The organism is Microbacterium resistens, from assembly GCF_021172025.1.
GTDB lineage: Bacteria > Actinomycetota > Actinomycetes > Actinomycetales > Microbacteriaceae > Microbacterium > Microbacterium resistens.
Genome location: NZ_CP082781.1, coordinates 3,228,065 through 3,251,220 on the forward strand (window position 1 = coordinate 3,228,065; position 23,156 = coordinate 3,251,220).

Annotated in this window: 21 protein-coding genes, 1 pseudogene and 1 riboswitch; of the genes and pseudogenes, 14 read left to right on the forward strand and 8 right to left on the reverse strand. The window is 71.4% G+C overall.

Translation table 11 applies throughout. The features are described from left to right. Positions 1–218: 218 nt before the first annotated feature. Positions 219–698, reverse strand: a complete 480-nt coding sequence (locus tag K8F61_RS15280) for a hypothetical protein (protein ID WP_231819728.1) — start codon at positions 696–698, stop codon at positions 219–221. 68 nt (positions 699–766) lie between these two features. Beyond that, positions 767–2,311 carry a D-alanyl-D-alanine carboxypeptidase family protein gene (locus K8F61_RS15285; protein ID WP_231819729.1) on the reverse strand — a complete coding sequence of 515 codons (1,545 nt, stop codon included), beginning with the start codon at positions 2,309–2,311 and terminating at the stop codon, positions 767–769. A 137-nt stretch (positions 2,312–2,448) separates the two neighbouring features. Beyond that, positions 2,449–2,558: riboswitch (TPP riboswitch) on the forward strand. Here K8F61_RS15285 and K8F61_RS15290 point away from each other — a divergent pair. The 3 genes from K8F61_RS15290 to K8F61_RS15300 all read left to right on the forward strand — a co-directional run bounded on the left by K8F61_RS15290 (position 2,551) and on the right by K8F61_RS15300 (position 5,478). Next, entirely contained in the window at positions 2,551–3,183 is a 633-nt protein-coding gene (locus tag K8F61_RS15290; RefSeq protein ID WP_067245240.1) for an ECF transporter S component, read from the forward strand. It overlaps the preceding riboswitch by 8 nt. Before the next feature lies 1 nt (position 3,184). Next, positions 3,185–4,657, forward strand: coding sequence for an ABC transporter ATP-binding protein (locus K8F61_RS15295; RefSeq protein ID WP_231819730.1), 1,473 nt, complete (start codon positions 3,185–3,187; stop codon positions 4,655–4,657). Continuing rightward, on the forward strand, positions 4,654–5,478 hold the full coding sequence (locus tag K8F61_RS15300) for an energy-coupling factor transporter transmembrane component T family protein (protein ID WP_219085405.1): 825 nt from the start codon (positions 4,654–4,656) through the stop codon (positions 5,476–5,478). The genes K8F61_RS15295 and K8F61_RS15300 overlap by 4 nt, the downstream gene beginning before the upstream one ends. Before the next feature lie 18 nt (positions 5,479–5,496). Here the strand turns inward: K8F61_RS15300 and K8F61_RS15305 are convergent, their stop codons facing one another. Next, positions 5,497–6,111, reverse strand: coding sequence for a TetR/AcrR family transcriptional regulator (locus K8F61_RS15305; RefSeq protein ID WP_067245238.1), 615 nt, complete (start codon positions 6,109–6,111; stop codon positions 5,497–5,499). Positions 6,112–6,332: 221 nt separating this feature from the next. On the opposite strand from K8F61_RS15305, the gene K8F61_RS15310 reads away from it, so the two are divergent. Together K8F61_RS15310 and K8F61_RS15315 are read left to right on the forward strand one after the other, a co-directional pair. Further along, a complete protein-coding gene (locus K8F61_RS15310) occupies positions 6,333–7,643 on the forward strand; it encodes an MFS transporter (RefSeq protein WP_067245236.1) in 1,311 nt (436 codons plus the stop codon). A gap of 28 nt (positions 7,644–7,671) precedes the next feature. Next, a complete protein-coding gene (locus K8F61_RS15315; RefSeq protein ID WP_231819731.1) occupies positions 7,672–9,432 on the forward strand; it encodes a glycoside hydrolase family 3 protein in 1,761 nt (586 codons plus the stop codon). Positions 9,433–9,531: 99 nt separating this feature from the next. On the opposite strand, the pseudogene K8F61_RS15320 reads toward K8F61_RS15315, so the two are convergent. After that, positions 9,532–10,179, reverse strand: a pseudogene (locus K8F61_RS15320) (phosphotransferase); the annotation flags it as partial. A 184-nt stretch (positions 10,180–10,363) separates the two neighbouring features. On the opposite strand from K8F61_RS15320, the gene K8F61_RS15325 reads away from it, so the two are divergent. Both K8F61_RS15325 and K8F61_RS15330 read left to right on the forward strand, forming a co-directional pair. Further along, on the forward strand, positions 10,364–11,125 hold the full coding sequence (locus K8F61_RS15325; protein WP_231819732.1) for an SDR family NAD(P)-dependent oxidoreductase: 762 nt from the start codon (positions 10,364–10,366) through the stop codon (positions 11,123–11,125). An 87-nt stretch (positions 11,126–11,212) separates the two neighbouring features. Beyond that, entirely contained in the window at positions 11,213–12,055 is an 843-nt protein-coding gene (locus tag K8F61_RS15330; protein ID WP_231819733.1) for an SDR family oxidoreductase, read from the forward strand. 81 nt (positions 12,056–12,136) lie between these two features. On the opposite strand, the gene K8F61_RS15335 is transcribed toward K8F61_RS15330, so the two are convergent. The 4 genes from K8F61_RS15335 to K8F61_RS15350 all read right to left on the reverse strand — a co-directional run bounded on the left by K8F61_RS15335 (position 12,137) and on the right by K8F61_RS15350 (position 15,154). Beyond that, complete coding sequence (locus tag K8F61_RS15335; protein WP_231819734.1) at positions 12,137–12,925, reverse strand: ankyrin repeat domain-containing protein; 789 nt, start codon at positions 12,923–12,925, stop codon at positions 12,137–12,139. Between the two features lie 106 nt (positions 12,926–13,031). After that, complete coding sequence (locus K8F61_RS15340; protein ID WP_231819735.1) at positions 13,032–13,670, reverse strand: bifunctional 4-hydroxy-2-oxoglutarate aldolase/2-dehydro-3-deoxy-phosphogluconate aldolase; 639 nt, start codon at positions 13,668–13,670, stop codon at positions 13,032–13,034. A 47-nt stretch (positions 13,671–13,717) separates the two neighbouring features. Beyond that, positions 13,718–14,203, reverse strand: coding sequence for a ribosomal L7/L12 family protein (locus K8F61_RS15345; protein WP_067245223.1), 486 nt, complete (start codon positions 14,201–14,203; stop codon positions 13,718–13,720). A gap of 189 nt (positions 14,204–14,392) precedes the next feature. Beyond that, positions 14,393–15,154: a GntR family transcriptional regulator gene (locus K8F61_RS15350; protein WP_067245220.1), complete on the reverse strand. Its 762-nt coding sequence runs from the start codon at positions 15,152–15,154 to the stop codon at positions 14,393–14,395. Positions 15,155–15,424: 270 nt separating this feature from the next. On the opposite strand from K8F61_RS15350, the gene K8F61_RS15355 reads away from it, so the two are divergent. The 7 genes from K8F61_RS15355 (at position 15,425) to K8F61_RS15385 (ending at position 23,143) form a co-directional block, all read left to right on the forward strand. Further along, complete coding sequence (locus tag K8F61_RS15355) at positions 15,425–16,333, forward strand: sugar phosphate isomerase/epimerase family protein (RefSeq protein ID WP_231819736.1); 909 nt, start codon at positions 15,425–15,427, stop codon at positions 16,331–16,333. Further along, positions 16,330–17,499, forward strand: coding sequence for a Gfo/Idh/MocA family protein (locus K8F61_RS15360; protein WP_231819737.1), 1,170 nt, complete (start codon positions 16,330–16,332; stop codon positions 17,497–17,499). The genes K8F61_RS15355 and K8F61_RS15360 overlap by 4 nt, the downstream gene beginning before the upstream one ends. 65 nt (positions 17,500–17,564) lie before the next feature. Beyond that, positions 17,565–18,989: an extracellular solute-binding protein gene (locus K8F61_RS15365; protein ID WP_067245214.1), complete on the forward strand. Its 1,425-nt coding sequence runs from the start codon at positions 17,565–17,567 to the stop codon at positions 18,987–18,989. Next, positions 18,986–19,963 carry a carbohydrate ABC transporter permease gene (locus K8F61_RS15370; protein ID WP_231819738.1) on the forward strand — a complete coding sequence of 326 codons (978 nt, stop codon included), beginning with the start codon at positions 18,986–18,988 and terminating at the stop codon, positions 19,961–19,963. The genes K8F61_RS15365 and K8F61_RS15370 overlap by 4 nt, the downstream gene beginning before the upstream one ends. Next, positions 19,960–20,814, forward strand: coding sequence for a carbohydrate ABC transporter permease (locus tag K8F61_RS15375; protein ID WP_217996208.1), 855 nt, complete (start codon positions 19,960–19,962; stop codon positions 20,812–20,814). The genes K8F61_RS15370 and K8F61_RS15375 overlap by 4 nt, the downstream gene beginning before the upstream one ends. Beyond that, entirely contained in the window at positions 20,814–21,887 is a 1,074-nt protein-coding gene (locus K8F61_RS15380; RefSeq protein WP_231819739.1) for an ABC transporter ATP-binding protein, read from the forward strand. The genes K8F61_RS15375 and K8F61_RS15380 overlap by 1 nt, the downstream gene beginning before the upstream one ends. Next, positions 21,887–23,143 (forward strand): CehA/McbA family metallohydrolase, encoded by a 1,257-nt coding sequence (locus tag K8F61_RS15385; protein ID WP_231819740.1) that lies wholly within the window; start codon positions 21,887–21,889, stop codon positions 23,141–23,143. The genes K8F61_RS15380 and K8F61_RS15385 overlap by 1 nt, the downstream gene beginning before the upstream one ends. Positions 23,144–23,156 lie beyond the last annotated feature (13 nt).

The window sequence follows — 23,156 nt, forward strand, 5'->3', positions numbered from 1 at the left end:
CCCGCACCGAGAGGTGCGGGCCTTCGTCGTCGATCCGCCTTGCCCAAGCGATGCGAACGGTTGACATCTCAGCGCAGACTGGTGTGCAATGCAGGCCTCGCGCGAGTCAAAGGGGATTCCACCCTCGGGCCTGGATGGGCCAAGGTCGAGGCTGTCAGCAGCGTGACATTGGAGAACGGCGATCAGTGCTTCTCGATGGCGCCTGAAACCACATTCGACTAGTCCGAAGTGGGTCCGTCTGCTCCTCCGACACTCGCGGAGGAGCAGACGAGTGTGAGCATCAAGGATCCGAGGAAGTCTGGGTCCTGGATGGCATCCAGATGCTCCAGGGCCCTCCTCAATCGTTCCTGTTCTGCGTCGAGGTCTTGTCTCGTTCGAAGCCCTTCACTGAGGAGGGGCAGCGAGAATTTCAGCGCCGTCGCTGACGTGTCGAGACATGCGCTTTCCAGCGAACTGGGCAGTGGCGTCCCGGAGCCGTATCCGCGCTGACGTAGCCCTTCGAGGGTGCCCGAATAGGTTCCAGAGACAAAGAAGAATCCCACATATCTGTCCACGGCCGCCGACCATAACTGTCGAGGGATAAGCTCGTCCATCTCAAAGATGCTCGCGTCTTGGGCGAGAGTCGCTTGCAAAGCGAGCTTGTATGCGTCGACGAACGGCTCGCCGGAGTACCCCTCATTCAGCTCCTGGTGTGCCATACCTCACCACACTGACGCATCGCAGCGCGGACCGCAAGGCGGCGAGTCGATGCCGCCGCGGCGGCGGATCAGTCGGCCGGGGCGAGACCGAACAGCTCGACGGGGTGCGTGAGGCGCCAGAGGAAGCCCGGGCCGGCGAGGTCCTCGCCGAGCTCCACGGGAACCTCCACCGTGTTCAACGGGCCCTTCAGGGCGAGCGATCCAGCCTCGCCTCCGGCGTCCCAGTCGTCGCCGAGCGCGAGACGGCTGGTCGCCGACGCGAGGGCGCCGTTCCACAGGACCACGCGGCCGTCCTCGGCGGCGACGAGCGGGGCCGTGGCCCCCCACCGGGTCTCGACCGTGCCGAGGACCGTGCCCCGGGTGACGGTCGGGGCCTGCGCGGACAGGGCCGCCTCGAGCTCGGAGTACAGCGTGCGGCTCACGTCGTAGCGGGAGTCGTCGTCGGGCTGGCCGAGCACCGAGGCGTACGCGCGGACCGTGGTGTCTCCGACGGGGATGTCCTTGGCGGTCAGGACGTTGTACAGGGTGTCGTCGCCGTCGCCGATGGTGCCCGTCTTCACCCCGACGACACCGGCGTCGGTGAGCAGCTTGTTCGAGTTCTGCACCAGGCCCGCTCCGGGGATCTCCGCGGCCGGCGTCGCGACGATCTCCGCCACGACGGGGTGGCTCAGCGCCTGGCGTCCGAGGTCGATGAGGGCCCGCGGCGTGGACTCGTTGCCGAACCCGAACCCCGAGGGATTCTGCAGGGAGATGCCGGAGATGTCGTGCACACGAAGCCACTGTTCGCCCGCGGCGACGAAGTCGGCGTCGGATCCCCAGATCTCGCGCGCCAGCCGGTCCGCATAGTTGTTCGCCGAGCCCAGCAGAATGCCCTGGAGCAGCTGGTACTCGGTGAGCGAGCCGTCCACGGGGACGTCGAGCGAGGACTGATCGGACTCGCGGTATCGCCAGTACTCCGCGCTGTCCTCCGCGGTGAAGGCGAACGACGGACCCTGCTCGCCCGGCGCGAGGGGCAGCGCGTCCAGGGCGGCGAGCACCGTGACGAGCTTGGTGATGCTCGCCATGGGCACCTGCTCCTCGTCCGACGCCGCGGTGCCGATCCCGTCCACGGCGAGGGCGGCGCTTCCGAAGACGGGCCAGGTGAGGGCAGCCGGATCGGCGGGGGCCGGCTCGAACGCGGCGGAGGAGACGGTCGGCGCGATCGCGGTCAGCGGCCACAGGGCGGTGGTCCCGGCATACGCCGCGCCGAGGGCGACGAGGATTCCGAGCGGTGCCAGGACGGCGGCGCGGCGAGCCGGACGCTGCGGTGCGCCGCTGAGCAGGTCGCCTCGCGCTCCGGCCGTGGCCGAGGATCCTGTCGCCGTCGAGGAGGCGAGACGCTCGATGTCGACCCACGACAGGGCGTCCGTCTCGGGCTCCGGGCCGTCGGCGAACGCGTCCGCCGGCGGGGCGGCGCTTTCAGAAGCGGGCGCGGCGAGGGCCACGGGCGCGGGGGCGTGGTCCGGCGTCGGGTCCGTCGCGCCGGCGCCCTCCGGGGTCACGGCGACCGCGGACGCCTCCTCGGGCGCCTCGGCGGGCGCGTTCGGGGTCGATCCGTGGTCGTCGTTCGTCACGGCATCTACCGTACCGGCCGGGCCCTGCGCGACCGCCGCGACGAGGGTGGGGCGTTTCGTCTCGCGGAGAGCTGCACTGAGCGAGCGAAGCGAGTCGAAGTGTCGCTCAACGACCGGGGGCGTCGCGGTAGGATGGGCGGACACACCACGGGAGTCCGGCGAGCCGGGCTGAGAGGAAGCGATCCGCGCTTCGACCGTCGAACCTGATCCGGATCATGCCGGCGCAGGGAGGAGTCTCTATGAACACGTCCGCATCCGCCGTCGTCACTGCCACGGGGACGAGGAACCTGCGCTGGCGGGTCGTCGACATCGTCGTCGCCGCCGTGCTCGGCGTCGCCCTCGGCCTCGTCTTCTGGGTCTGGAACACCGTCGGCTACGCCTGGTTCACCGCCGCTGACGGCCTCACGCCCGGTCTCGGCGGCATCGCCGTGGGGATCTGGCTGATCGGCGGCGTCGTCGGCGGCCTCGTGATCCGCAAGCCCGGCGCGGCGCTCGTCGTGGAGCTGGTGGCGGCCATCGTCTCGATGATGATCGGCAACGTCTGGGGTGTCTCCACGGTCCTGTCCGGACTCGTGCAGGGCCTCGGCGCCGAGCTCGTCTTCGCGCTCTTCCTCTACCGCCGCTTCACGCTGCCGGTCGCCGCACTCGCGGGCATCGGCGCGGGCGCCGCGGCGTGGGTCTTCGAGCTCTTCTACGGCAGCTCGCCCAACATCCTGAAGTCGGTCGAGTTCAACGCGATCTACCTGGGCTGCGTGGTCGTGTCCGGAGCGCTGCTGGCGGGGCTCGTCGGCTGGCTGCTGGTGCGCGCGCTGGCCGCGACGGGAGCGCTCAGCCGCTTCGCCGCGGGGCGCGAGCGGCGCCGCGAGGTCTGACGTGACGACGCCCGTACGGGTCGTCGCCGACGGCTGGGGGTGGCGCTACGCCGGACGACGCCTGCCCGCGGTCCGCGACGTCTCGTTCACGATCGAGCCGGGCGAGCGCGTCCTGCTCCTCGGTGCCTCCGGGGCGGGCAAGTCGACGCTGCTCGCCGGGATGGCGGGGCTGCTCGGTGACGCCGACGAGGGCGAGCGCGCCGGTCTGCTGCACGTCGACGGCGCCGACCCGGAGCAGCGCCGCGGCCGCATCGGCCTGGTGCTCCAGGACCCGGACGCGGGCGTGGTCCTGTCGAAGGTCGGCGACGATGTCGCGTTCGGCTGCGAGAACCTGGGCGTTCCCGCCGCGAGCATCCCCGCCCGGGTGGCGCAGGCGCTCGACGCGGTCGGGCTCGACGTCCCGCTCGAGCGACCGACGGCGGCCCTCTCCGGCGGGCAGAAGCAGCGGCTGGCCCTGGCCGGCGCGCTCGCGATGCGCCCGGGACTGCTCCTGCTGGACGAGCCGACGGCCAACCTCGACCCGGACGGCGTCACCGGGATCCGTGCCAGCGTGGAAAGGGTCCTCGCCGAGACGGGGGCGACGGCCGTCATCGTGGAGCACCGCACGCCGGTGTGGGCGGACCTGATGACCCGCGTGATCGTGCTCGCCGCCGACGGGGGGCTGCTCGCCGACGGCCCACCCGCGGAGGTGTTCGCCCGCCACGGCGACGCGCTCGCGGCTGCGGGCGTCTGGATCCCGGGCCGTCCGACCGGCCTTGCGGCCCTGCCCGCCGCGGGTGAGGCGGACCCGGCGATCCTCAGGACCGTCGATCTCGCGGTGAGCAGGGACGGGCGTCGCCCGGTGCGGACCGGACTCGACCTCGTCCTCCCGGCCGGGGCGGCCACGGTGGTGACCGGCCCCAACGGGGCAGGCAAATCGACCCTCGCGCTCACCCTCGCCGGGCTCCTGCGCCCGCTCGCCGGCGAGGTCCTCGCGGACGAGGCACTGCGCGGACGCAAGGGACTGCAGCCGATCTCCTGGTCGTCGCGCGAACTGCTGACCCGGATCGGGACGGTCTTCCAGGAGCCCGAGCACCAGTTCCTCACACAGACCGTGCGCGACGAGCTCGCCGTCGGGCCGAAGGCGCTCGGCTGGGACGCCGCTCGGATCGACGCGGTGGTCGGCGAGCTCCTCGAGCGGCTGCACCTCGCCCCGCTCGCCGCCGCCAACCCGTTCACCCTGTCCGGCGGTCAGAAGCGCCGGCTCTCGGTGGCGACCGCGCTCGCGGCGTCGCCCTCGGTCATCGTCCTCGACGAACCCACGTTCGGGCAGGACCGGCGGGGATGGATCGAGCTCGTCCGGCTCCTGCAGGAGCAGATCGCGCGGGGCACGTCGATCGTCGCGGTCACCCACGACGAGGCCGTGATCGATCTGCTCGGCGGTCGCCGCGTCGACCTCGCCCGTGCCGATACGGGGCTCGGGAGGGCGGCATGACGGCACCGGTCCGCTCGCCGCGTGACGTCGCGCTCCCGGTGCCGACGCCGGGGGAGGAGGCCCCGCGCGGCTGGATCTCCGGGGTCAACCCCGTCACCCGGATCCTCCTGGCCCTGGTGCTGTCGATCCCGCTGTTCGCGTCGATCGACGTCGTGAGCGGTCTCGTCGCGATCGGACTGCAGCTGCTGTGCGTCCCCCTGACCGGGCTCTCCTATCGGACGGTGCTGACGCGGCTGTCGCTGCTCCTGCTCGTCGCCCCCGTCGCCGGCGTGAGCATGCTCCTCTACGCCGAGCCCGAGGGCCGGGTGTTCTGGACGTTCGGCGTCGCGGCGATCAGCGAGGGGTCGATCCAGCTCGCGGTCGCGGTGAGCATCCGGGTGATCGCGCTCGGGCTGCCCACGATCCTGCTGTTCGGCCGGGCCGATCCCACGGAACTGGCGGACGCGCTCGCGCAGGTCGCGCGCCTGCCCAGCCGGTTCGTGCTGGGCGTCCTCGCCGGGACCCGCATGCTCGGCCTGTTCGTGGACGACTGGCGGACCATGTCCCTGGCCCGGCGCGCCCGCGGCGTGGGGGACCGGGGGGTGATCCGCCGGGTCGCGTCGATGGCGTTCGTGCTGCTCGTGTTCGCGGTGCGCCGGGGCACCAAGCTGGCGATGGCGATGGAGGCGCGCGGGTTCGGATCCGGGATCCCGCGGACCTGGTCGCGTCCGTCCCGCCTGTCCCCTCGCGATGCCGTCGCCCTCCTCGGCGGTCTCGCCATCATGGCGGCCGCTCTGGCCGCCGCGGTCGCGGCGGGGACGTTCCGCTTCATCTGGTCCTGACCGCGCCGGGTCCCGTCGTCAGGCGGGCGGGTCGAGGGGGACCGTCAGCAGCTCCTCGATCCGGCGGCGGACGGCGGCGGCCATGTCGACGGAGTCGGGATCCAGCAGCCACTGCAGCTGCAGCCCGTCCATGATCGCGGTGAGCTCCGCGGCGGCCTGATCCTCGTCCACGTGGGCGGCGAGGAACCCGGCGTCCCGAGCGCGGCGGAGAGCCGTCGCAGTGCCCTCGCGGATCCGCGCGTAGCGGCGGACGAAGTAGTCGTGAGCAGGGTGGTCGGGAGCGGCCGCTTCCGCGGACAATACCGCGTAGAGCCCGATGATGCCGGGGACCTGGGTGTTGTGGCGCGCGAGATCCACCATGCCCCGCAGCACGCCCAGGCCGTCGGAGCCGCGCGAGCCGTTACGGCGGAACCGCTCGCGGTCCTCGACGTCCCGGGTCTCCAGCACCGCCTCCATCAGCGACTCCTTGGTGGGGAAGTGGTGCGACAGGCCCGCGCGGGTGATGTCGCAGGCCTCGGCGATCTCCCGCATCGTGGCGCTGTTGAAGCCGACGCGACCGAACAGCTCGGTGGCGACGGCGATGATCTGCGCGCGGCGGGCGCGCCCCGTCGTGTATCCGCGTGTGGTGGTCATCCGCTCCCTCGTCATCGGCTCTCCGGTCCCCGGAACACTGCAGCGGGCGCATCGATCCGTCGCGCGCGGATCGGGGAGATCCGTCGCCGAGCGTACCCGTCCTCAAAAACCTACACATGTGCAGGTATTCGTGCTAGCGTGCCTATCGCCGCGAGGACGCGGCGGACCCTCGGCGCTCCCGGACACCCGGCCGGCAGCGCCCCCGACCCGAAGGACGGACGATGTCGTCGATCCCCTCCGACGCACCCGATGAGGTGCGTGCGCCCCTGACCGAGACGACCTTCGTCGCGACCGCGTCCGGCGAGGACGACCCGCCCCCGCCCGTGCGCGGCCTGCCGCGTCTGCTCGGATGGATCCTGCCGGCGAACTTCGCGATCTTCGTGATCTGGGGTGCGGTGCCCGGCATCCTGCTGCCGCACCAGATCGAACTGCTCTACCCGGACGAGAAGCAGAAGGTCGCCTACTTCGCGATCGTCGCCACGATCGGCGCGCTCTGCGCCATGATCGCGCAGCCGGCCGCAGGCCAGATCTCCGACCGCACACGGTCCAAGTACGGCCGGCGCGCACCCTGGATCCTCCTCGGGGCGCTGGCGGGCGGGCTGTCGCTCGTCGGTCTCGCGTTCGCGAACTCGCTCGTCGGGATCGTGATCGGATGGTGCCTGGTCCAGGTGTTCTACAACGTCGCGCAGGGACCGCTGTCGGCCGTCCTCCCGGACCGGGTGCCCGTCTCGCGTCGGGGGACGTTCGCCACGCTGTTCGGCATCGGGCTGATGGCGGGCGCTCTCGGGGGCCAGATCGTCGGCGCCATGCTGTTCGACAACCTCGTCATGGGGTACGTCTTCTTCGCCGCGTTCGCGCTCCTCGTGCTCACCCTCTTCGTCGTCTTCAACCCCGACCACCCCAGCACGAACTTCGCCCGGGAGCCGTTCCGCCTCGGCGACTTCCTGCGCACGTTCTGGGTGAACCCGGTCAAGCACCCGGACTTCTTCTGGGCCTTCACCGGCCGGCTGCTGCTCTACACCGGCTACTTCGGCGTCACCGGCTACCAGCTCTACATCCTCGGCGACTACCTGGGCGTCGAGAACCCGAACACCGTGATCCCGGTCCTCGGCATGGTCGGCCTCGTCGGCACGATCGTCGCCACCATCATCTCCGGCCCGCTGTCGGACCGGATCGGGCGTCGCAAGCCCTTCGTGTTCGGCTCGTCCGTCGTCATGGGCGTCGCGCTCGCGCTGCCGTGGATCTGGCCGACCTACACGTCGTGGCTCGTGATGACGGCGATCATCGGGTTCGGGTTCGGGATGTTCCAGGCCGTGGACACGGCGCTCATCAGCCAGGTGCTGCCGTCGGCGAAGTCCTTCGCGAAGGACCTCGGGGTCGTCAACATCGCCGCCACGCTGCCGCAGACCTTCGCTCCCGGCGTCGCCGGTGCGATCGTGCTCGTGTTCGGGTACGCCGGGCTGTTCCCGGTCGGGATCGTGCTGAGCATCCTGGGCGCGTTCTGCGTCTGGTTCATCAAGTCCGCGCGCTGACCGCAGCGATCGAGTGAGGAGAGTTGGAATGACACAGGACGAGGTGCGCTTCCCGTACCAGGATGCGGCGCTGCCGGTCGAGCAGCGGGTGGAGGACGTGTTGTCGCGCATGGACGCCGCCGACAAGGCGGGCATGCTCTTCCACACCATGGTCGCGTTCGGCGACCCGTCCGTCGGCAACCCGACGTTCGGGATCCCGTCGGCGGAGTCGATGGTGCGAAAGCGCCGGATGAACCACTTCAACATCCTCGGCGCCGCCCCGGACGGACGGGAGTTCGCCGCCTGGCACAACGCGCTGCAGCGCGTGGCGCGGGAGGACGGCCTCGGCATCCCCCTCACGTTCTCGACGGATCCGCGCCACGCGTTCAGCGACAACCCCCTCACCTCGATCCTTGCGGGGCCCTTCTCCCAGTGGCCGGAGACGCTGGGCTTCGCCGCGCTGCGCTCGCCGGAGCGGCTGCAGCGCTTCGGCGACATCGCGCGGCAGGAGTACCTCGCCGTCGGGCTGCGGGTGGCGCTGCACCCGCAGATCGACCTCGCCACGGAGCCGCGCTGGTCGCGCATCAACGGCACGTTCGGCGAGGACGCGGACCTCACCTCCGCGCTCGTCGTCGGCTACATCCGCGGCTTCCAGGGCGAAGAGCTCGGACCGGACTCCGTGGCGACCATGGTCAAGCACTTCCCCGGAGGCGGGCCGCAGCTCGACGGCGAGGATCCGCACTTCGAGTGGGGCAAGGAGCAGGTGTATCCGGGAGGAGCGCAGGAGTACCACCTCCGGCCGTTCATCGCCGCGATCGGCGCCGGCGCCACGCAGATGATGCCCTACTACGGCAAGCCCGTCGGCACCGATTGGGAGGAGGTCGGGTTCGGCTTCAACAAGGATGTCCTGACCGATCTGCTGCGCGACCGGCTCGGCTTCGAAGGCATCGTCTGCACGGACTGGGGCCTGCTCACCGACGCCGAGATCCTCGGCACGCCGATGCCGGCGCGGGCGTGGGGGCTGGAGCACCTGACCCGCCCGGAACGGATGGTGAAGGCGCTCGACGCCGGCGTCGACCAGTTCGGCGGCGAGCTGTGCACCGACGTCCTCCTGGACCTCCTCGGGAGCGGTGCGGTCTCCGAGGAGCGTCTCGACGTCTCGGTCCGGCGGCTGCTGCGCGAGAAGTTCCGCCTCGGGCTCTTCGACGACCCGTTCGTGGACGAGGACCGCGCCGAGGCCGTGGTCGGCCGCGCGGACTTCGTCGAGGAGGGGCTCGCCGCGCAGAGCGACTCCCTCACGCTCCTGACGAACACCGACGCGATCCTGCCGTTGTCGCGGGGCGTCTCGGTCTACGCCGAGGGCGTGGACGCCGAGGTGCTCGGCGGGTTCGCCACGGTCGTGGCCACGCCCGAGGAGGCGGACGTCGCGATCCTGCGCATCAAGGCGCCGTTCGAGGACCGGGACCGCGGCGGGTTCTCCGCGATGTTCCACTCCGGGTCGTTGGAATTCCCGGTCGAGGAGCACGCGCGCCTCACCCGGATCGCCGAGACCGTGCCGACCGTGATCGACGTCTACCTCGACCGCCCCGCCGTGCTCGGCGGCCTGGAGGAGTCCGCCCGCGCCGTGCTCGCCGACTACGGCGCGTCCGACCAGGCCGTGCTCGCGGTGCTGTTCGGCGACCGCGGTCCTCAGGGGGCGCTGCCGTTCGACCTGCCGAGGTCCGACGCCGCCGTCATCGCGAGTCGCTCCGACGTGGCGTTCGACACCGAGGACCCGACCTTCCGGTTCGGGCACGGCCTGCGTTACTGAGCCGGCGCGATCGGTGGCGTTCCACAGATCGCGGTAGTACGCGAGCCGTTCCCGATCGGGCTCTGCGCCGTACGCCTCGATGAGCACGTCGTCCCACCCGGGGCCGTAGTTCCACTCCGTGCTCATCGAGGCGACCGCGATGTCGGCCCAGCGATCGGCCGCCCCGAGCGCGGCGAGGTCAACGTGCGCGGCCGGGCGTCCGTCCGGACCGATCAGCGTGTTCGGCATGCAGGCGTCCCCGTGGCAGACCACGAGCCGGTCGACGGCGGGCGGGGTCCGCAGCGCCTCGGGGACCACGAGCCCGCGCGCCGCCGCGTTCGCGATGCGGGCGGGGACCGTCCACTCCCAGGGGCATTCCGCGACGGGCAGCGCGTCGTGCATCGTGCGCAGCGCCTCCCCGACGGCGCGCACCGCGGTCTCGGGTTCGTCGGCCCAGCGCGGATCCACCGCGCTCAGCCCCTCGACCGCCGTCGTCACGAGCCACTCGTGCGTGTCGTCCTCGCCGTGCGCGAGGACGCGGGGGACCCGGATCCACGATCCCGCCCAGCGCATCCGCTCGGCCTCGTCGCGCATGGAGGACTCGGCGTTGCGTGGTCCCCACTTGACGTAGAAGGCCTCGCCGCCCGTCGGAGTCGCACGGAACGTGAGCCCGCCATAGTCGTTGCTCCACACGCAGACGAGCTCGGCGTCGCCGCCGAGGTCCCGGACGCGGTCGGGGATCGTGACGGGCTCGGACGGGATGGTCATGCCTCCATCCTGCCCGGTGGCCGCCGACGCGGCGCCGCCGTGGCCGGGCTCCCCGCCAGACGCGCGCTGACGTAGGCTCGCACGCGAGACCCGCCCGCGCCGGGCCCGCTCCGGCGATGACCGCGGTGGGACTCAGGACCGCCTAGGCTGGGACTCGGGCTCACCCGTTCGAAGGAGAACACGAATGCAGATCCACGGATCAGGCGCTCTCGTCACCGGAGGCGCCAGCGGACTCGGACTCGCCACGGCCCGTCGTCTGGCGGAGGCCGGCGCGGTCGTCACGATCGTCGACCTGCCCGGGTCCGACGGCGCTGCGGTCGCCGAGGAGCACGGCTTCGCCTTCGCTCCGGCCGACGTCACGGTCGTCGACCAGGTGCGCGCGGCGGTCGAGCGCGCCTCCGAGAAGGCGCCGCTGCGGATCGTCGTGAACTGCGCCGGCATCGCGCCCCCGGCGAAGGTGCTGGACCGCGACGGCAATCCGACGGACGTGTCCGGCTTCGAGCGGATCATCCGCATCAACCTCGTGGGCACCTACACCGTGATCTCGCATGCCTCCGCGGCGATCGCCCGCACCGAGCCGACCGAGGGCGGGGATCGCGGCGTCGTCGTCAACACAGCGAGCGTCGCCGCCTTCGACGGGCAGATTGGACAGCCCGCCTACGCCGCGTCGAAGGGCGGCGTGCATGCCATGACCCTGCCGATCGCGCGGGAGCTGGCCCGTTACGGGATCCGCGTGTGCACGATCGCCCCCGGGATCATGGAGACGCCCATGCTCGCGGGACTCCCCGAGGCGGCGCAGGCCTCGCTCGGCCAGCAGGTGCCGTATCCGCAGCGGCTCGGGCGTCCCGACGAGTACGCCGCGCTCGTCCAGCACATCGTCGAGAACGGCTACCTCAACGGCGAGACGATCCGCCTCGACGGCGCGATCCGCATGGCGCCGAAGTAGGCCGCCCGCTCTCGCGCCGCGATCCGTCGCTCCGGTCCACCGGAGCGGATGGCGGCGCATCACCCCGACACGACCCCGAGGAGCACCATGACCGACACCAAGCCGCTGGCCGGCAAGACCATCCTCATGTCCGGCGGAAGCCGCGGCATCGGCCTCGCGATCGCCCTGCGCGCGGCGGCGGACGGCGCGAACGTCGCGCTGCTGGCGAAGACGGACACGCCGCATCCGAAGCTCGAGGGCACGATCCACACCGCGGCGGAGCAGATCCGCGCGGCCGGCGGCCGAGCGCTCCCGATCGTCGGAGACGTGCGGGAGGACGACGACATCACCGAGGCGGTGCTGAAGACCCAGGGCGAGTTCGGCGGGATCGACGCCGTGATCAACAACGCGAGCGTGATCGACCTGTCCGGATCGCTGGACCTCCCGGCCAAGAAGTACGACCTGATGCAGGACGTGAACGTGCGCGGGACGTTCCTCCTGTCTCGCGCGGCGATCCCGATCCTCAAGGACTCGCCGAACCCGCACATCCTGTCGCTGTCGCCGCCGCTGAACCCGACGCCGCGGTGGCTCGGCGCGCACACCGGGTACTCGCTGGCGAAGTTCGGCATGACGATGGTGACACTGGGGCTCGCCGCGGAGTTCGCCGAGGCCGGGATCGCTGCGAACACCCTGTGGCCGAGAACGACGATCGCGACGGCCGCCGTGCAGAACCTCCTCGGCGGCGATCGGGTGATGGCCGCGAGCCGCACGCCCGAGATCTATGCGGACGCGGCGTACGCCGTGCTGACCAAGCCCGCGCTCGAGTACACCGGGCAGTCCCTCATCGTGGAGGACGTGCTCGAGGCGGACGGCGTCACGGACTTCTCCGCGTACGCGGCCGTTCCCGGGACGCCGGACGACCGGCTGTACCCCGACATCTTCCTCGACTGACGCCGACGACGGCCCCCGTCTCTCGAGTGGTCAGTTTCTGCGGGTTCGCGGCGTCTCAACCCACAGAAACTGACCACTCGGCTACCGGGGACGGGCGTTGTCGAGCTCGGCGACGATGGCGTCGTAGCCCTGCTGCCGCGCGAGGTCGCGAGGCGCGGTGCCGTTGCCGTCGGGGATCGTCGGATCCGCACCGCCGTCGAGGAGAGCGCGCACGGCGAGCACATAGCGCTCGGAGCCGTCGCCCAGCACGATCGCCTCGTGCAGGGCCGTCCAGCCGAGGTCGTTCACGTGGTCCGGGTCGACCCTGGCCTCCAGCAGGATCCCGATCGTGGAGAGCAGGCCACGCTCGGAGGCGGGGATCAGCGCGGTGCCGCCGAAGCGGTTCGTGCTCGCGAGATCCGCGCCATGCGCCAGGGTGAGGCGCAGGATCTCGTCGTGCCCGCGCGCGCCGGCATAGAGGTACGCGGAGTCCTGGATGTCGTCCTTGGCGTTCACGTCCGCCCCGGCCTCGATCAGCGCGCGGGCGGCCTCGACGTGGTTCTCCTTGGTCGCGGCGACGAGCGGCGTCATGCCGGCCTCTCCTCGTGTCTCGAGGTTCGCGCCGCCCTCGATCGCGGTGCGGACCGCCGCCGCGTCACCGGTGGCGGCGGCGGAATACAGGGCGGAGTCCATCGCGGCCATCTCGGTCTCCGTTCGGGGGGTCGTCGGGGAAGGGGCGGTCATGCTCGGCGCGGGGGTGCGGGAGGCCGGCGGGGCCGGTGACCCGTCCTCGGCTGCTGGAGCGCAGCCGGTCACCAGCAGGGTCGCCGTCGCGGCCAGGACCGCGGCGGCGACGGCGCCGGGGAGGCGGGGTGCGCGGAAGAGCGTCATGCAATTGGTATACCAAATGCGGCTGTGCGGGAGCCGAGTGGTTCGGGACCCGTGCCTCGACGGGCGGGAAGCGCTCCGGTGTGCGGGACGCCGGTGCGTGCGCGTGTCAGCGGCGAACGGCGGCGAGGGCGGCGGCGAAGCGCACGGCGCGCTGCTCGATGTCCGCCCAGTCTCCCGCGGCGATCGATGCGCCCCGCGCCAGGTCGCCCCCGGCGCCCACGGCGACGGCCCCCGCGGCGAACCACTCCGCGAGGTTGTCGGGGGTGACGCCGCCGGTCGGCATGAGTGGGGCGTCCGGGAACGGGCCGCGCAGCGCGCTGAGGTAGGAGGGGCCGCCGAGGGAGGCGGGGAAGATCTTCACCACGTCAACGCCGAGCTCCCGCGCCTCCATGATCTCCGACGGGGTGAGCGCCCCGGTCATGACCACGGTGCCCGTCTCGATCATCGCCCGGGTCAGATCGGGGCGGGTGCCCGGCGAGACCAGGAACTCCGCCCCGGCTTCCGCGGCGGCGGCGGCCTCGGCGGGGGTCGTCACGGTCCCGGCCCCGACGTATGCGTCCGCGCCGTGACGGGAGATGAGCTCTCGGATGACGGCCGGGGCGTCCGGGGTGGAGTAGGTCACCTCGATGCCGCTGATGCCGCCGCGGATCAGGGCTTCGGCCGTGTCGAGCGCGGACTCGGGCGACGGGGCGCGGAGCACGGCGAGCACTCCGGCGGAACGGGCGCGGGCGAGTCGATCGGTCATGCGGGTCTCCTTCGGGTCGGGTCCATCCTCTCAGCGGGGAGAGGTCGTCAGCGCCACGAGTCGATGACGCCCTTCGACTCCTTCAGTCCGAGGCCGGTCGCCTCCCGGAGGATCTTGATCGCCGCGATCGGCTGTCCGGCGGCGACGAGCCGGTCGATCTCCGCGCGGGTCGTCGGCGGCAGGGAGTCGGCGGAGAAGCCGCGCGGCGCGGCCGACGCGGGCTGAGGCGCCGAGCCGGGGATCCAGACGTCGATCCGGTCCTTCGCCTCCTGCAGGGAGAGGGGCTGGTGATCGCGGAGCACCTTGATCGCGGCGATCTTCTGGTCCGTCGCGACGAGCCGGTCGATCTCGGCCACCACGGCGGGATCCATCGTGCCGTCCGCGCGCGCGATCGGAATGGCGGTCGTCGCCGGCGCCGCGGAGGCGGTCGCCGGGCTCAGCGGCTCCGGGCGCTTCGGGCTCAGCGACCGCACCAGGACCCCCGCGATCACGAGCAGCACGACGACGGCGACGATCCACATCCACGGTTCCATGCCCTCCAGTCTGCCGGAGGGCGTCGGCGTTTCGTCTCGCTGCGCTCGCTCAACGACCGGTGGGGGCGTGTCGGTCGTTGAGCGAGGAGCGCAGCGACGAGACGAAACGTGGTGACGCGCGGCTGGGGCGTTTCGTCTCGCTGCGCTCGCTCAACGACCCTCGCTGGGGCCGGTGAGCGACCGGGCGGGCTACTTCGCCACGAGGGTCGTCTCGAAGCTGTACATGTCCGGGCGGTAGCAGTGGATGCCGAACTCGACGGCCGCGCCGGACTGGTCGAACGACACGCGCTCCATCGTGAGCACGGGGCCGCCCTCGTCGATCCCCAGCAGCTCGTCCTCGTCGTCCTCGGCCCGTCGCGCGCCGATCGTCTGCTTGGCGACCCGGATGGCCACTCCCCGGGCGCGCAGGATCTGGTAGAGGCCGCGGGCCTCGAGCTGCTCCGCGGTCACGACGGCGAACTCGGCGGGCAGGTAGTTCTCCAGGACCGCGACGGGGACGCCGTCCGTGCTGCGCCGGCGGCGCAGGTGCAGCACCTCGGTCCCCGGCTCGCAGCCCAGGGCGGCCGCGACCTGGTCGTCCGCGGGGACGACCTCGTGCACCAGCACCTCGGTGCCGGGCTCGTGGTGCGCGCTCTGCAGATCCTCGTAGAGGCTGGTGAGCTCCACCTGCCGGGTGACCGAGCCCTGCACCACCTGGGTGCCGATGCCCCGGCGACGCACGAGCAGGCCTTTGTCCACGAGCTCCTGGATCGCCCGCCGGATGGTCGGGCGCGAGACGCCCAGCTGCTCCGCGATGGAGATCTCGTTCTCCAGGCGGGCCCCGGCCGGGATCGTCCCCGAGCGGATCGCCTGCTGGAGCCGCGTGGACACCTGGAAGTAGAGGGGGACGGGGCCGGTCCGGTCGATGTCGGCGAACAGCTCGTTCGGCCAGTGGACGGTGTCGTCGGCCATCGATCCCCGCTTTCTGCGACGCCGCGCCGAAGCGACGCGGTCATATTGTAGCGACAATCGGACGATTGGCCTCGGGAACGCCCCGGAAGCCGTGGTCTCGCGCTGCGAGCGTCGTTTCCCCGGGCGTCTCCTCCCCGTCCGCGAGAGGTCTCCGAGCGTTCATCAGGACACCCATTGATGCATATGTCGTTACTTGCTAACATTTCGGCGGACCCGGGCTCCACACCCTTCCGAGCGGGGTCTGCTCCTTCGATGAGGAAAGGAACACGCGTGATCCGCATCGCGAACGCGCCGGTGAGCTACGGGGTCTTCGAGCTCGCCCGGCCCGATCTCGTCGCCCTGCCCGACGGGGAGGAGCTCGCCGCCTGGATCGGCGAGGCCGGATACCAGGGCATCGACCTCGGGCCGGTGGGACTCCTCGGGCGCGGGGAGGAGCTCGTGGACCGCCTCCGCCGCCACGGGCTGGAGCTGGCCGGGGGTTGGGTCGATCTGCCGTTCACCGCCGATCAGGAGACGTTCGACGCCGCGTTGGCGGGACTCGACGACACGCTCGACGTGTTCGTGGCCGCCGCGGAGGCGGGGCCCGCGCTCGCTCCGCTGCCGACCCTGGCCGACGCGGGCAGCGCCGAGCGTCGGGCGCGTCCGGGCGGTGCACCCGAGCTGATGCTCCAGGGCGCGGACTGGGACCGCTTCGCCGCGCGGGTGGGGATCGCGGCACAGCGCGTGCGCGCCCGCGGGCTCGAGCCCACCTTCCACCACCACGCGTGCACCCACGTGGAGACGCCCGCCGAGGTCGACGCGTTCCTCGCCTCCACCGACGTGGGCCTCACCTTCGACTCCGGCCACCTGCTCATCGGCGGCGGGGACCCGCTCGCGGACTACCGCCGCTGGAAGGACCGCATCAACCACCTCCACCTCAAGGACGCCCGCACCCGGGTGCTGGCGGAGGCGATGGAGGCCGACGACCCGATGCGCTCGGTCTGGGAGAAGCGCGTGTTCGTCGCGCTCGGCGAAGGGGATCTGGACATGGATGCGCTGGTGCAGGAGATCGTGGACGACGGGTACTCCGGCTGGCTCGTCGTGGAGCAGGACGTCGTCCCGCGCTCGATCGAGGAGATCGACCGCGCACGGACCGATCAGGTCGCGAACCGCGAGGCGCTGCGGCGGTGGTTCGCATGACCAGGACGCGGGTGGCCGTCATCGGCCTGGGGGCGATCAGCCAGAGCGTGCACCTGCCGCTGCTGCGCCGCAACGCCGAGGACTTCGAGATCGCGGCGCTGGTGGACCTCTCCGCGGAGCGGGTCGCGGACATGGCGGCGCGGTACGGCGTCGCGGACGAGGGCCGGTTCGCCTCGGTGGAGGCCCTGGCGGACGCGGTCGAAAGCGGTGAGTCCCGTGTCGACGCGGCGATCCTCGCCACCACGGGATCGCACGCGGGCGACGTGCTCCGGCTCGTCCGCGCCGGGATCCGGGTCCTCGCCGAGAAGCCGCTGTCCTACTCGCTCGCCGAGCTCGACGCCCTGCGCACGTACGCGGACGGGGCGGGCGTCGACCTGCGCGACTGGGTGCGGGTCGGCTACATGAAGGAGTACGACCACGCCTCCCGGCGCGCCGCCGAGCTCCTCGCCGACGTCACGCTGCGTGCGGTCAGCGTGCAGGTCCTGCACCCGCTCGACGGGTCGCAGCTCGCCTATGCGCGCCTGGCCGCGCCGACCGGGGACGTGACCCCGGAGATGCTCGCGCCGATCCTGTCCGCGACCTCCGACGTCGTGGACACGGCCGTGGGCGCCTCGCTGCCCGTCGATCTGCGGACCCTCTACACGAACGTGGTGCTCGGGTCGATCATCCACGACGTCGGCCTGCTGCGGATGCTCGTGGGCGGACTCGGCGAGGTCCACCACGCCGAGCACTGGGGCCCGAAGATGCCCGGATCCGTCCATGCGCGTGGCACGCTCGCCCGGGACGAGACGCCGTGGACCATCGACTGGCACTACATCGACGGCTACCCGGACTACCGCGAGACCGTCGCCTTCCACCACGAGGGCGGCACGATCGAGCTCGTCTTCGGGGTGCCGTACGTGACCAACCTCCCGACCGTCCTGCGCGTGACGCAGGGGGATCCGGAGCTGGGCATCAGCGTGACCGAGTCGCGCTGGATGCAGCAGGAGGCCTTCGAGAACGAGCTGTCCGCGCTGGCGGCGCTGGTCCGCGGCGAGCGTCCCGACGGGGCGGGCGTCGAGGAGTCGGTCGACGACGTGCGCGTCGGGCAGCGGATCATCCGTGCGCTCGCGGTCTCGAAGGGCCTCGCGCTCGATCCGGGCGTCGAGGCCGCATCGGAGCAGTAGTCCCGTCCCGCAACACCTCAGCACGGCCGGGCGCGCACACCGGTCGTCACACAGAAAGGTCGACAATGATCACGAACGGAAAGCGCCGGCTTCTGACGGCGTTCGCGCTCACGGCCGCCGGTGCGGTCGTGCTGGCCGGCTGCTCGGGCGGCGCCTCGAACGGCGACGCGGGCGGGGAATCCGGTGGCGGAGAATCCGGCCCGGTCACGCTCACCCTGACCGCCAACTCGATCACCGGGGGCAAGAACGCAGCGGAGGCGGACTGGATCGCCGACTACGTCGTCCCGGAGTTCGAGAAGGCGATGAAGGCCGACGGCAAGGACGTCACCGTCGAGTTCCAGCCGCAGGGCGTGGACGACGAGGACTACAAGACGAAGATCGCCCTGGACCTGCAGTCCGGCAAGGGCGCCGACATCATCGGCATGGACGGCATCTGGGTGGGGGAGTTCGCCGAGGCCGGGTACATCAAGCCGCTCGCCGACGTGGCCGCGTCCTCCGACGACTGGGACGGCTGGGCGCAGATCCCCGAGGCCGTGCAGAACGCGCTGTCGTTCGACGGCGACCGGTACGGCGTCCCGCAGGGCGCCGACGGCCGCGTCCTGTACTACAACAAGACGCTCTTCGCCGAGGCGGGACTGCCTGAGGACTGGCAGCCCACGAGCTGGGACGAGATCATCGAGGCGTCGAAGGCGCTCAAGAAGGTCGAGGGCGTGACGCCGATCCAGCTCAACGCGGGCACCGCGATGGGCGAGGCGACGACCATGCAGGGTCTGCTCCCGCTCATCGTCGGCACCGGCGAGGAGGTCTACGAGGACGGGAAGTGGATTGGGGCGAGCGACGGCCTGAAGGAGGCGCTCGACCTCTACAAGACGATCTACGTCGACGAGGGACTGGGCGACCCGGTGCTGCAGCAGGAGGCCTCCGGACGCGACACGTCGTTCCAGCTCTTCGCCGAGGGCAAGATCGGCATCCTCCTCGAGGGCGACTACTTCTGGCGATCGGTGATCAACCCCGCCGAGGGCGTCGGAACCGCTCCGATGGCCGATCGCGACGAGGTCGTGGGCTACGCGAAGATCCCGGCCGTGAAGCCGGGCAAGGGCATCAACGGCCAGGACTTCGTCTCGATGTCGGGCGGGACCGGTCGCGTGCTCAACCCGAACTCGAAGAACCCTGAGCTCGCGTGGGAGCTGCTGGCGTTCATGAACTCGCCGGAGGCGTTCGAGGCGCGCGTCGCGGGCACCATCTCGATCACGCCGCGCACCGACGTGAACGAGAAGATCCTCGCGAGCGACAAGATGCTCACGTTCGTCAACGACGAGGTGCTCCCGATCACCGCCTACCGTCCCGGCCTCGCGGCCTACCCGCAGGTGTCGGTGCTGCTCCAGCAGGCCACGCTCGACGTCGCCACGGGCACCTCGGTCGACGACGCGTTGAAGACGTACGTCGGCGGTCTCGAAGGGGTCGTGGGCGAGGACGCGATCTCGAAGTGACCGCGAACGCGACCATGCCGGCGGGGGGCGTCCGCGCCCCCCGCCGGCGCCGGGCGGAGGACGTGGCGGGGCTGGGCCGCGTCCGGGCGACGCTGTTCGCCGCTCCCGGCCTGATCCTCATCGGTCTGTTCCTGCTCTTCCCCGCGCTGTGGACGGTCTACCTGGGGATGACCGACTACCGGCTCACGGGCCTCGCCGCGGCGAACCCGCAGTTCGTGGGGCTGGACAACTTCTCCCAGGCGCTCGCCGACCCGAAGTTCTGGAACTCGCTCTGGCTGACGCTCGTCTTCGTCCTCGTGTCGGGCATCATCGGCCAGACCGTGCTGGGCTTCGCGCTGGCGTGGATGCTGCGCAACGTCCGCGGCTGGGTGAAGACGACCGTGGAGACGCTCGTGCTCGCCGCCTGGGTGATCCCGGCCTCGGTCGCATCGTTCCTGTGGCTCGCGCTCCTGGACCGCCGCAGCGGCACCCTCAACGCGCTTCTCGGCACGGAAGGGGCGGCCTGGCTGATCCAGCACCCCATGGAGTGCATCATCATCTTCAACGTCTGGGTCGGGACGGCGTTCTCGATGCAGCTGTTCTCCTCCGCCATCAGCGCCGTGCCACCGTCGCAGCTGGAGAGCGCGCGGATGGTCGGCGCGAACACCTGGCAGCAGCTCCGCGACGTGATCCTGCCGAACATCAAGGGCCACCTGCTGACGAACACGCTCCTGATCACGCTGTGGACGTTCAACACGTTCACGCCCTACCTGCTCACGGCAGGAGGGCCCAACGGAGCCACCGACATCCTCTCCGTGTACATCTACCGCACGGCGATCCCGGGCGGTCAGCTGGGGCTCGGGGCGGCGATCTCGCTCATCATGCTCCTCATCAACCTCGTCATCGCCCTGATGTACATGCGCGTCTCCCGGGGCCGGAGCGGGAAGAGCGGACGGAAGACCGGATCGAAGAGCGCGAAGGAGGCCCGCGCATGATGTCCGCCGTGAAGACCGTCGCCCGCGACCGGTCCGTCATCCACTTCGTCTCGCGCGTGCTCTTCGTGCTCGTGCTCGTCGTCGTGTCGCTGTTCTTCGCGCTGCCGATGGTCTGGCTCGTGCTCGCTCCCTTCGACGCGACGCCGTCGCTGACGGTGTCGTGGCCGGACTGGACCCTGGACAGCTTCGCGCGCCTGGCGGAGAACCCCTACGCGCTGCGATCGATCGGGAACTCGCTCCTGCTCGGGATCGGCACGATGGTCGTCGTCATCGTGCTCGGGGCGCTCGCGTCCTACGCGATGAGCCGGATCAACATCCCCGGGCGCGACGCGATCCTGTACGCGCTGCTGCTGCTGTCCTCGATCGTCACGGGCACCGCCGCCATGGTCCCGACGTTCCAGCTCATCACCCAGCTGCAGCTCATCAACACCCACGTCGGCGTGATCCTGGTGCTCGCGGGAGGGATCCTCCCGACGGTCATCTTCATCCTCAAGGACTTCATGGACTCGATCCCGAAGTCCTACGAGGAGTCCGCGCGGCTGTACGGCGCGGGCCCGTTCCGGATCCTGAAGGACGTCGTCGTGCCGATCGCCCGGCCCGGCCTCGCGTTCATCGCGATCTGGACCATCGTGCAGGTGTGGGGCAACTTCCTCGTCCCGTTCCTCCTGCTGCGCACGCCCGACATGCAGCCGGCCGCCGTGCTGATGTACACCTTCTACACCGAGAGCGGACAGGCGGATCTGCGCCTGATCTCCGCGTTCTCGCTGGTGTTCTCGGTGCCGGTCCTCCTCATCTACTTCTTCGTCAACCGACGTTACGGTTTCCGCTTCCACGGAGGAATCAAGTCCTGATGGCCAGAATCTCAGCCCACGAGCTCGTCAAGGAGTACCCCGGCGGGGTGCGCGGCGTCGACAGCATCGACGTGGAGATCGCCGACGGCGAGTTCTTCGCGCTCCTCGGCCCCTCCGGATGCGGGAAGACCACGCTGCTGCGCTCGATCGCGGGCCTGGAGAGCATCACCTCCGGCCGCCTGACGATCGGCGACAAGGACGTGACCAACGCCGAGCCGGGGGAGCGCGGCGTCGCCATGGTCTTCCAGGACTACGCCCTGTTCCCGCACATGGACGTCGGCGACAACATCGCCTACCCCCTGCGCATCCGGCGGGTCGCGAAGGGGGAGCGCCGCGCGACGGCGGAGTCGGTCGCGAACGGGCTGTCCCTGGACGGCCTGATCGAGCGTCGCCCCGGGCAGCTCTCCGGCGGACAGCAGCAGCGTGTCGCGCTCGCCCGTGCCGTGGCCACCCGGCCCGACGTCCTGCTGCTCGACGAGCCCCTGTCGAACCTGGATGCGCGGCTGCGTCTGGAGGCGCGCACCTTCCTCAAGGAGCTGCAGCGCGACCTGGGCGTCACGACGGTGTTCGTGACGCACGACCAGGCCGAGGCGCTCGCGCTCGCCGACCGGATCGCCGTCATGAAGGCCGGGAAGCTCCAGCAGATCGGCTCGCCGCGGGAGATCTTCCACCGTCCGAACAACACGTTCGTGGCCGGGTTCATCGGATCCATGCCGATGAACCTGATCCCCACCGCCGTGTCCGCGGGGACCGTGCGGATCGGCGAGACCGCGGTGCCGCTGCCCGCCGAGACCGCGGCGCTGGTCGCGGAGGGGCAGCGGGTCGTGTTCGGGATCCGGCCGGAGTACGTCACCTGGTCGACCGAGCCCGCGGCCGGAGGGATCCCCGCTGAGGTGATCGTGACCGAGACGCTGGGGGCGAGCACCCTCGTCCTCGTCGGCGCCGGTGAGCACAAGCTGCAGGTGGTCGTCCCCGAGGAGCATGAGCCGGAGCCGGGCGCGCGAGGCTGGGTGGTCCCCCACCTCTCGCGAGCGCTGCTGTTCGACGAGGAGAGCACGGAGCGCATCGGCTGATGGCCATCGACCGCACCGCGCTGCACCTCACGCACGAGATCCAGAACGAGGACCGCTACGTGCGGGTGCCGTTCGAGGTCCCCACGGGGACCGACTCGATCGAGGTCCGCATCGCCTACGACGCGGCCGCGGCGGTGATCGACCTCGGGTGCGAGGGGGCGGCGGGCTGGCGCGGATGGTCCGGCGGAGCGCGGACGTCGTACGTCATCCGGGCGGACGACGCCACGCCCGGCTACCTCCCCGGGCCCCTCGAAGAGGGCGAATGGACCGTGATCCTGGGCGTGCACCGGCTGGCGCCGGGCGGCGCGGACGTGGTCGTGGAGGTCCGGACGCCGGCGGAGTCGGGCATCGACCACGGTCCGGAGGCCGCCCCGGTGCGCAGCGTGCCGCGCGGGAGCGCGCGAGGGCTGCCCGCTCCCGCCGGGATGCGCTGGTACGCCGGCGACTTCCACGGGCACACTCTCCACTCGGACGGCCAGGAGAGCATCTCCGGCCTGGCGGCGCTCGGCGCCGCAGCCGGCCTGGACTTCCTCTCCGTCACCGATCACAACACCACCAGCCATCACGCGCACCTCCCCTCGGTCGGCGCACGGCAGGGGATCACGCTGCTGCCGGGGCAGGAGGTCACCACCCACCGGGGCCACGCCAACGCCTTCGGCGACATCGGCTGGATCGACTTCCGCCGACCGGCTCAGGAATGGGTCGACGAGGTCGATCGCCGCGGCGGGGTGCTGAGCGTGAACCATCCGCTCGGCGGGGACTGCTCGTGGCTGCACCCGCTGGAACGGCTGCCGCGCGCGCTGGAGCTGTGGCACTCGGAGTGGTACCGGGAGCTCATCGCGACGTCACCGCTCGCGTTCTTCGCGAGGTGGGGCACCGGGGTCACCCTCCTGGGCGGGTCCGACTTCCACATGCGCGGTCAGCGCGTAGGGCCCGGGACCCCCACGACCTGGGTCGCGGCCGAGGAGCCCAGCGCCGAGGCGATCCTCGCCGGCGTCGCCGCCGGGCGCACGGCGATCATGGGCGGCGTCACGGAACGGGACGGCCTGACCGTCCCGGACGTCCTCACCGCGCCCGTCCTGCTGCGCCTGGACGGCGCGCTCGTCGCGATCGACGCGGACGGGCTCATCCTCGTCGACGGTCTCGGCGGCCGACGCACCGTCCACGGAGCCCGTGCGGAGTTCGACGCGGATCCCGCCGCCGGCCCGTACTCCTTGCTGCACCCCGACCGGCGGATCCTGGCGCTCAGCGCCTGAACCGTCGCCCTGC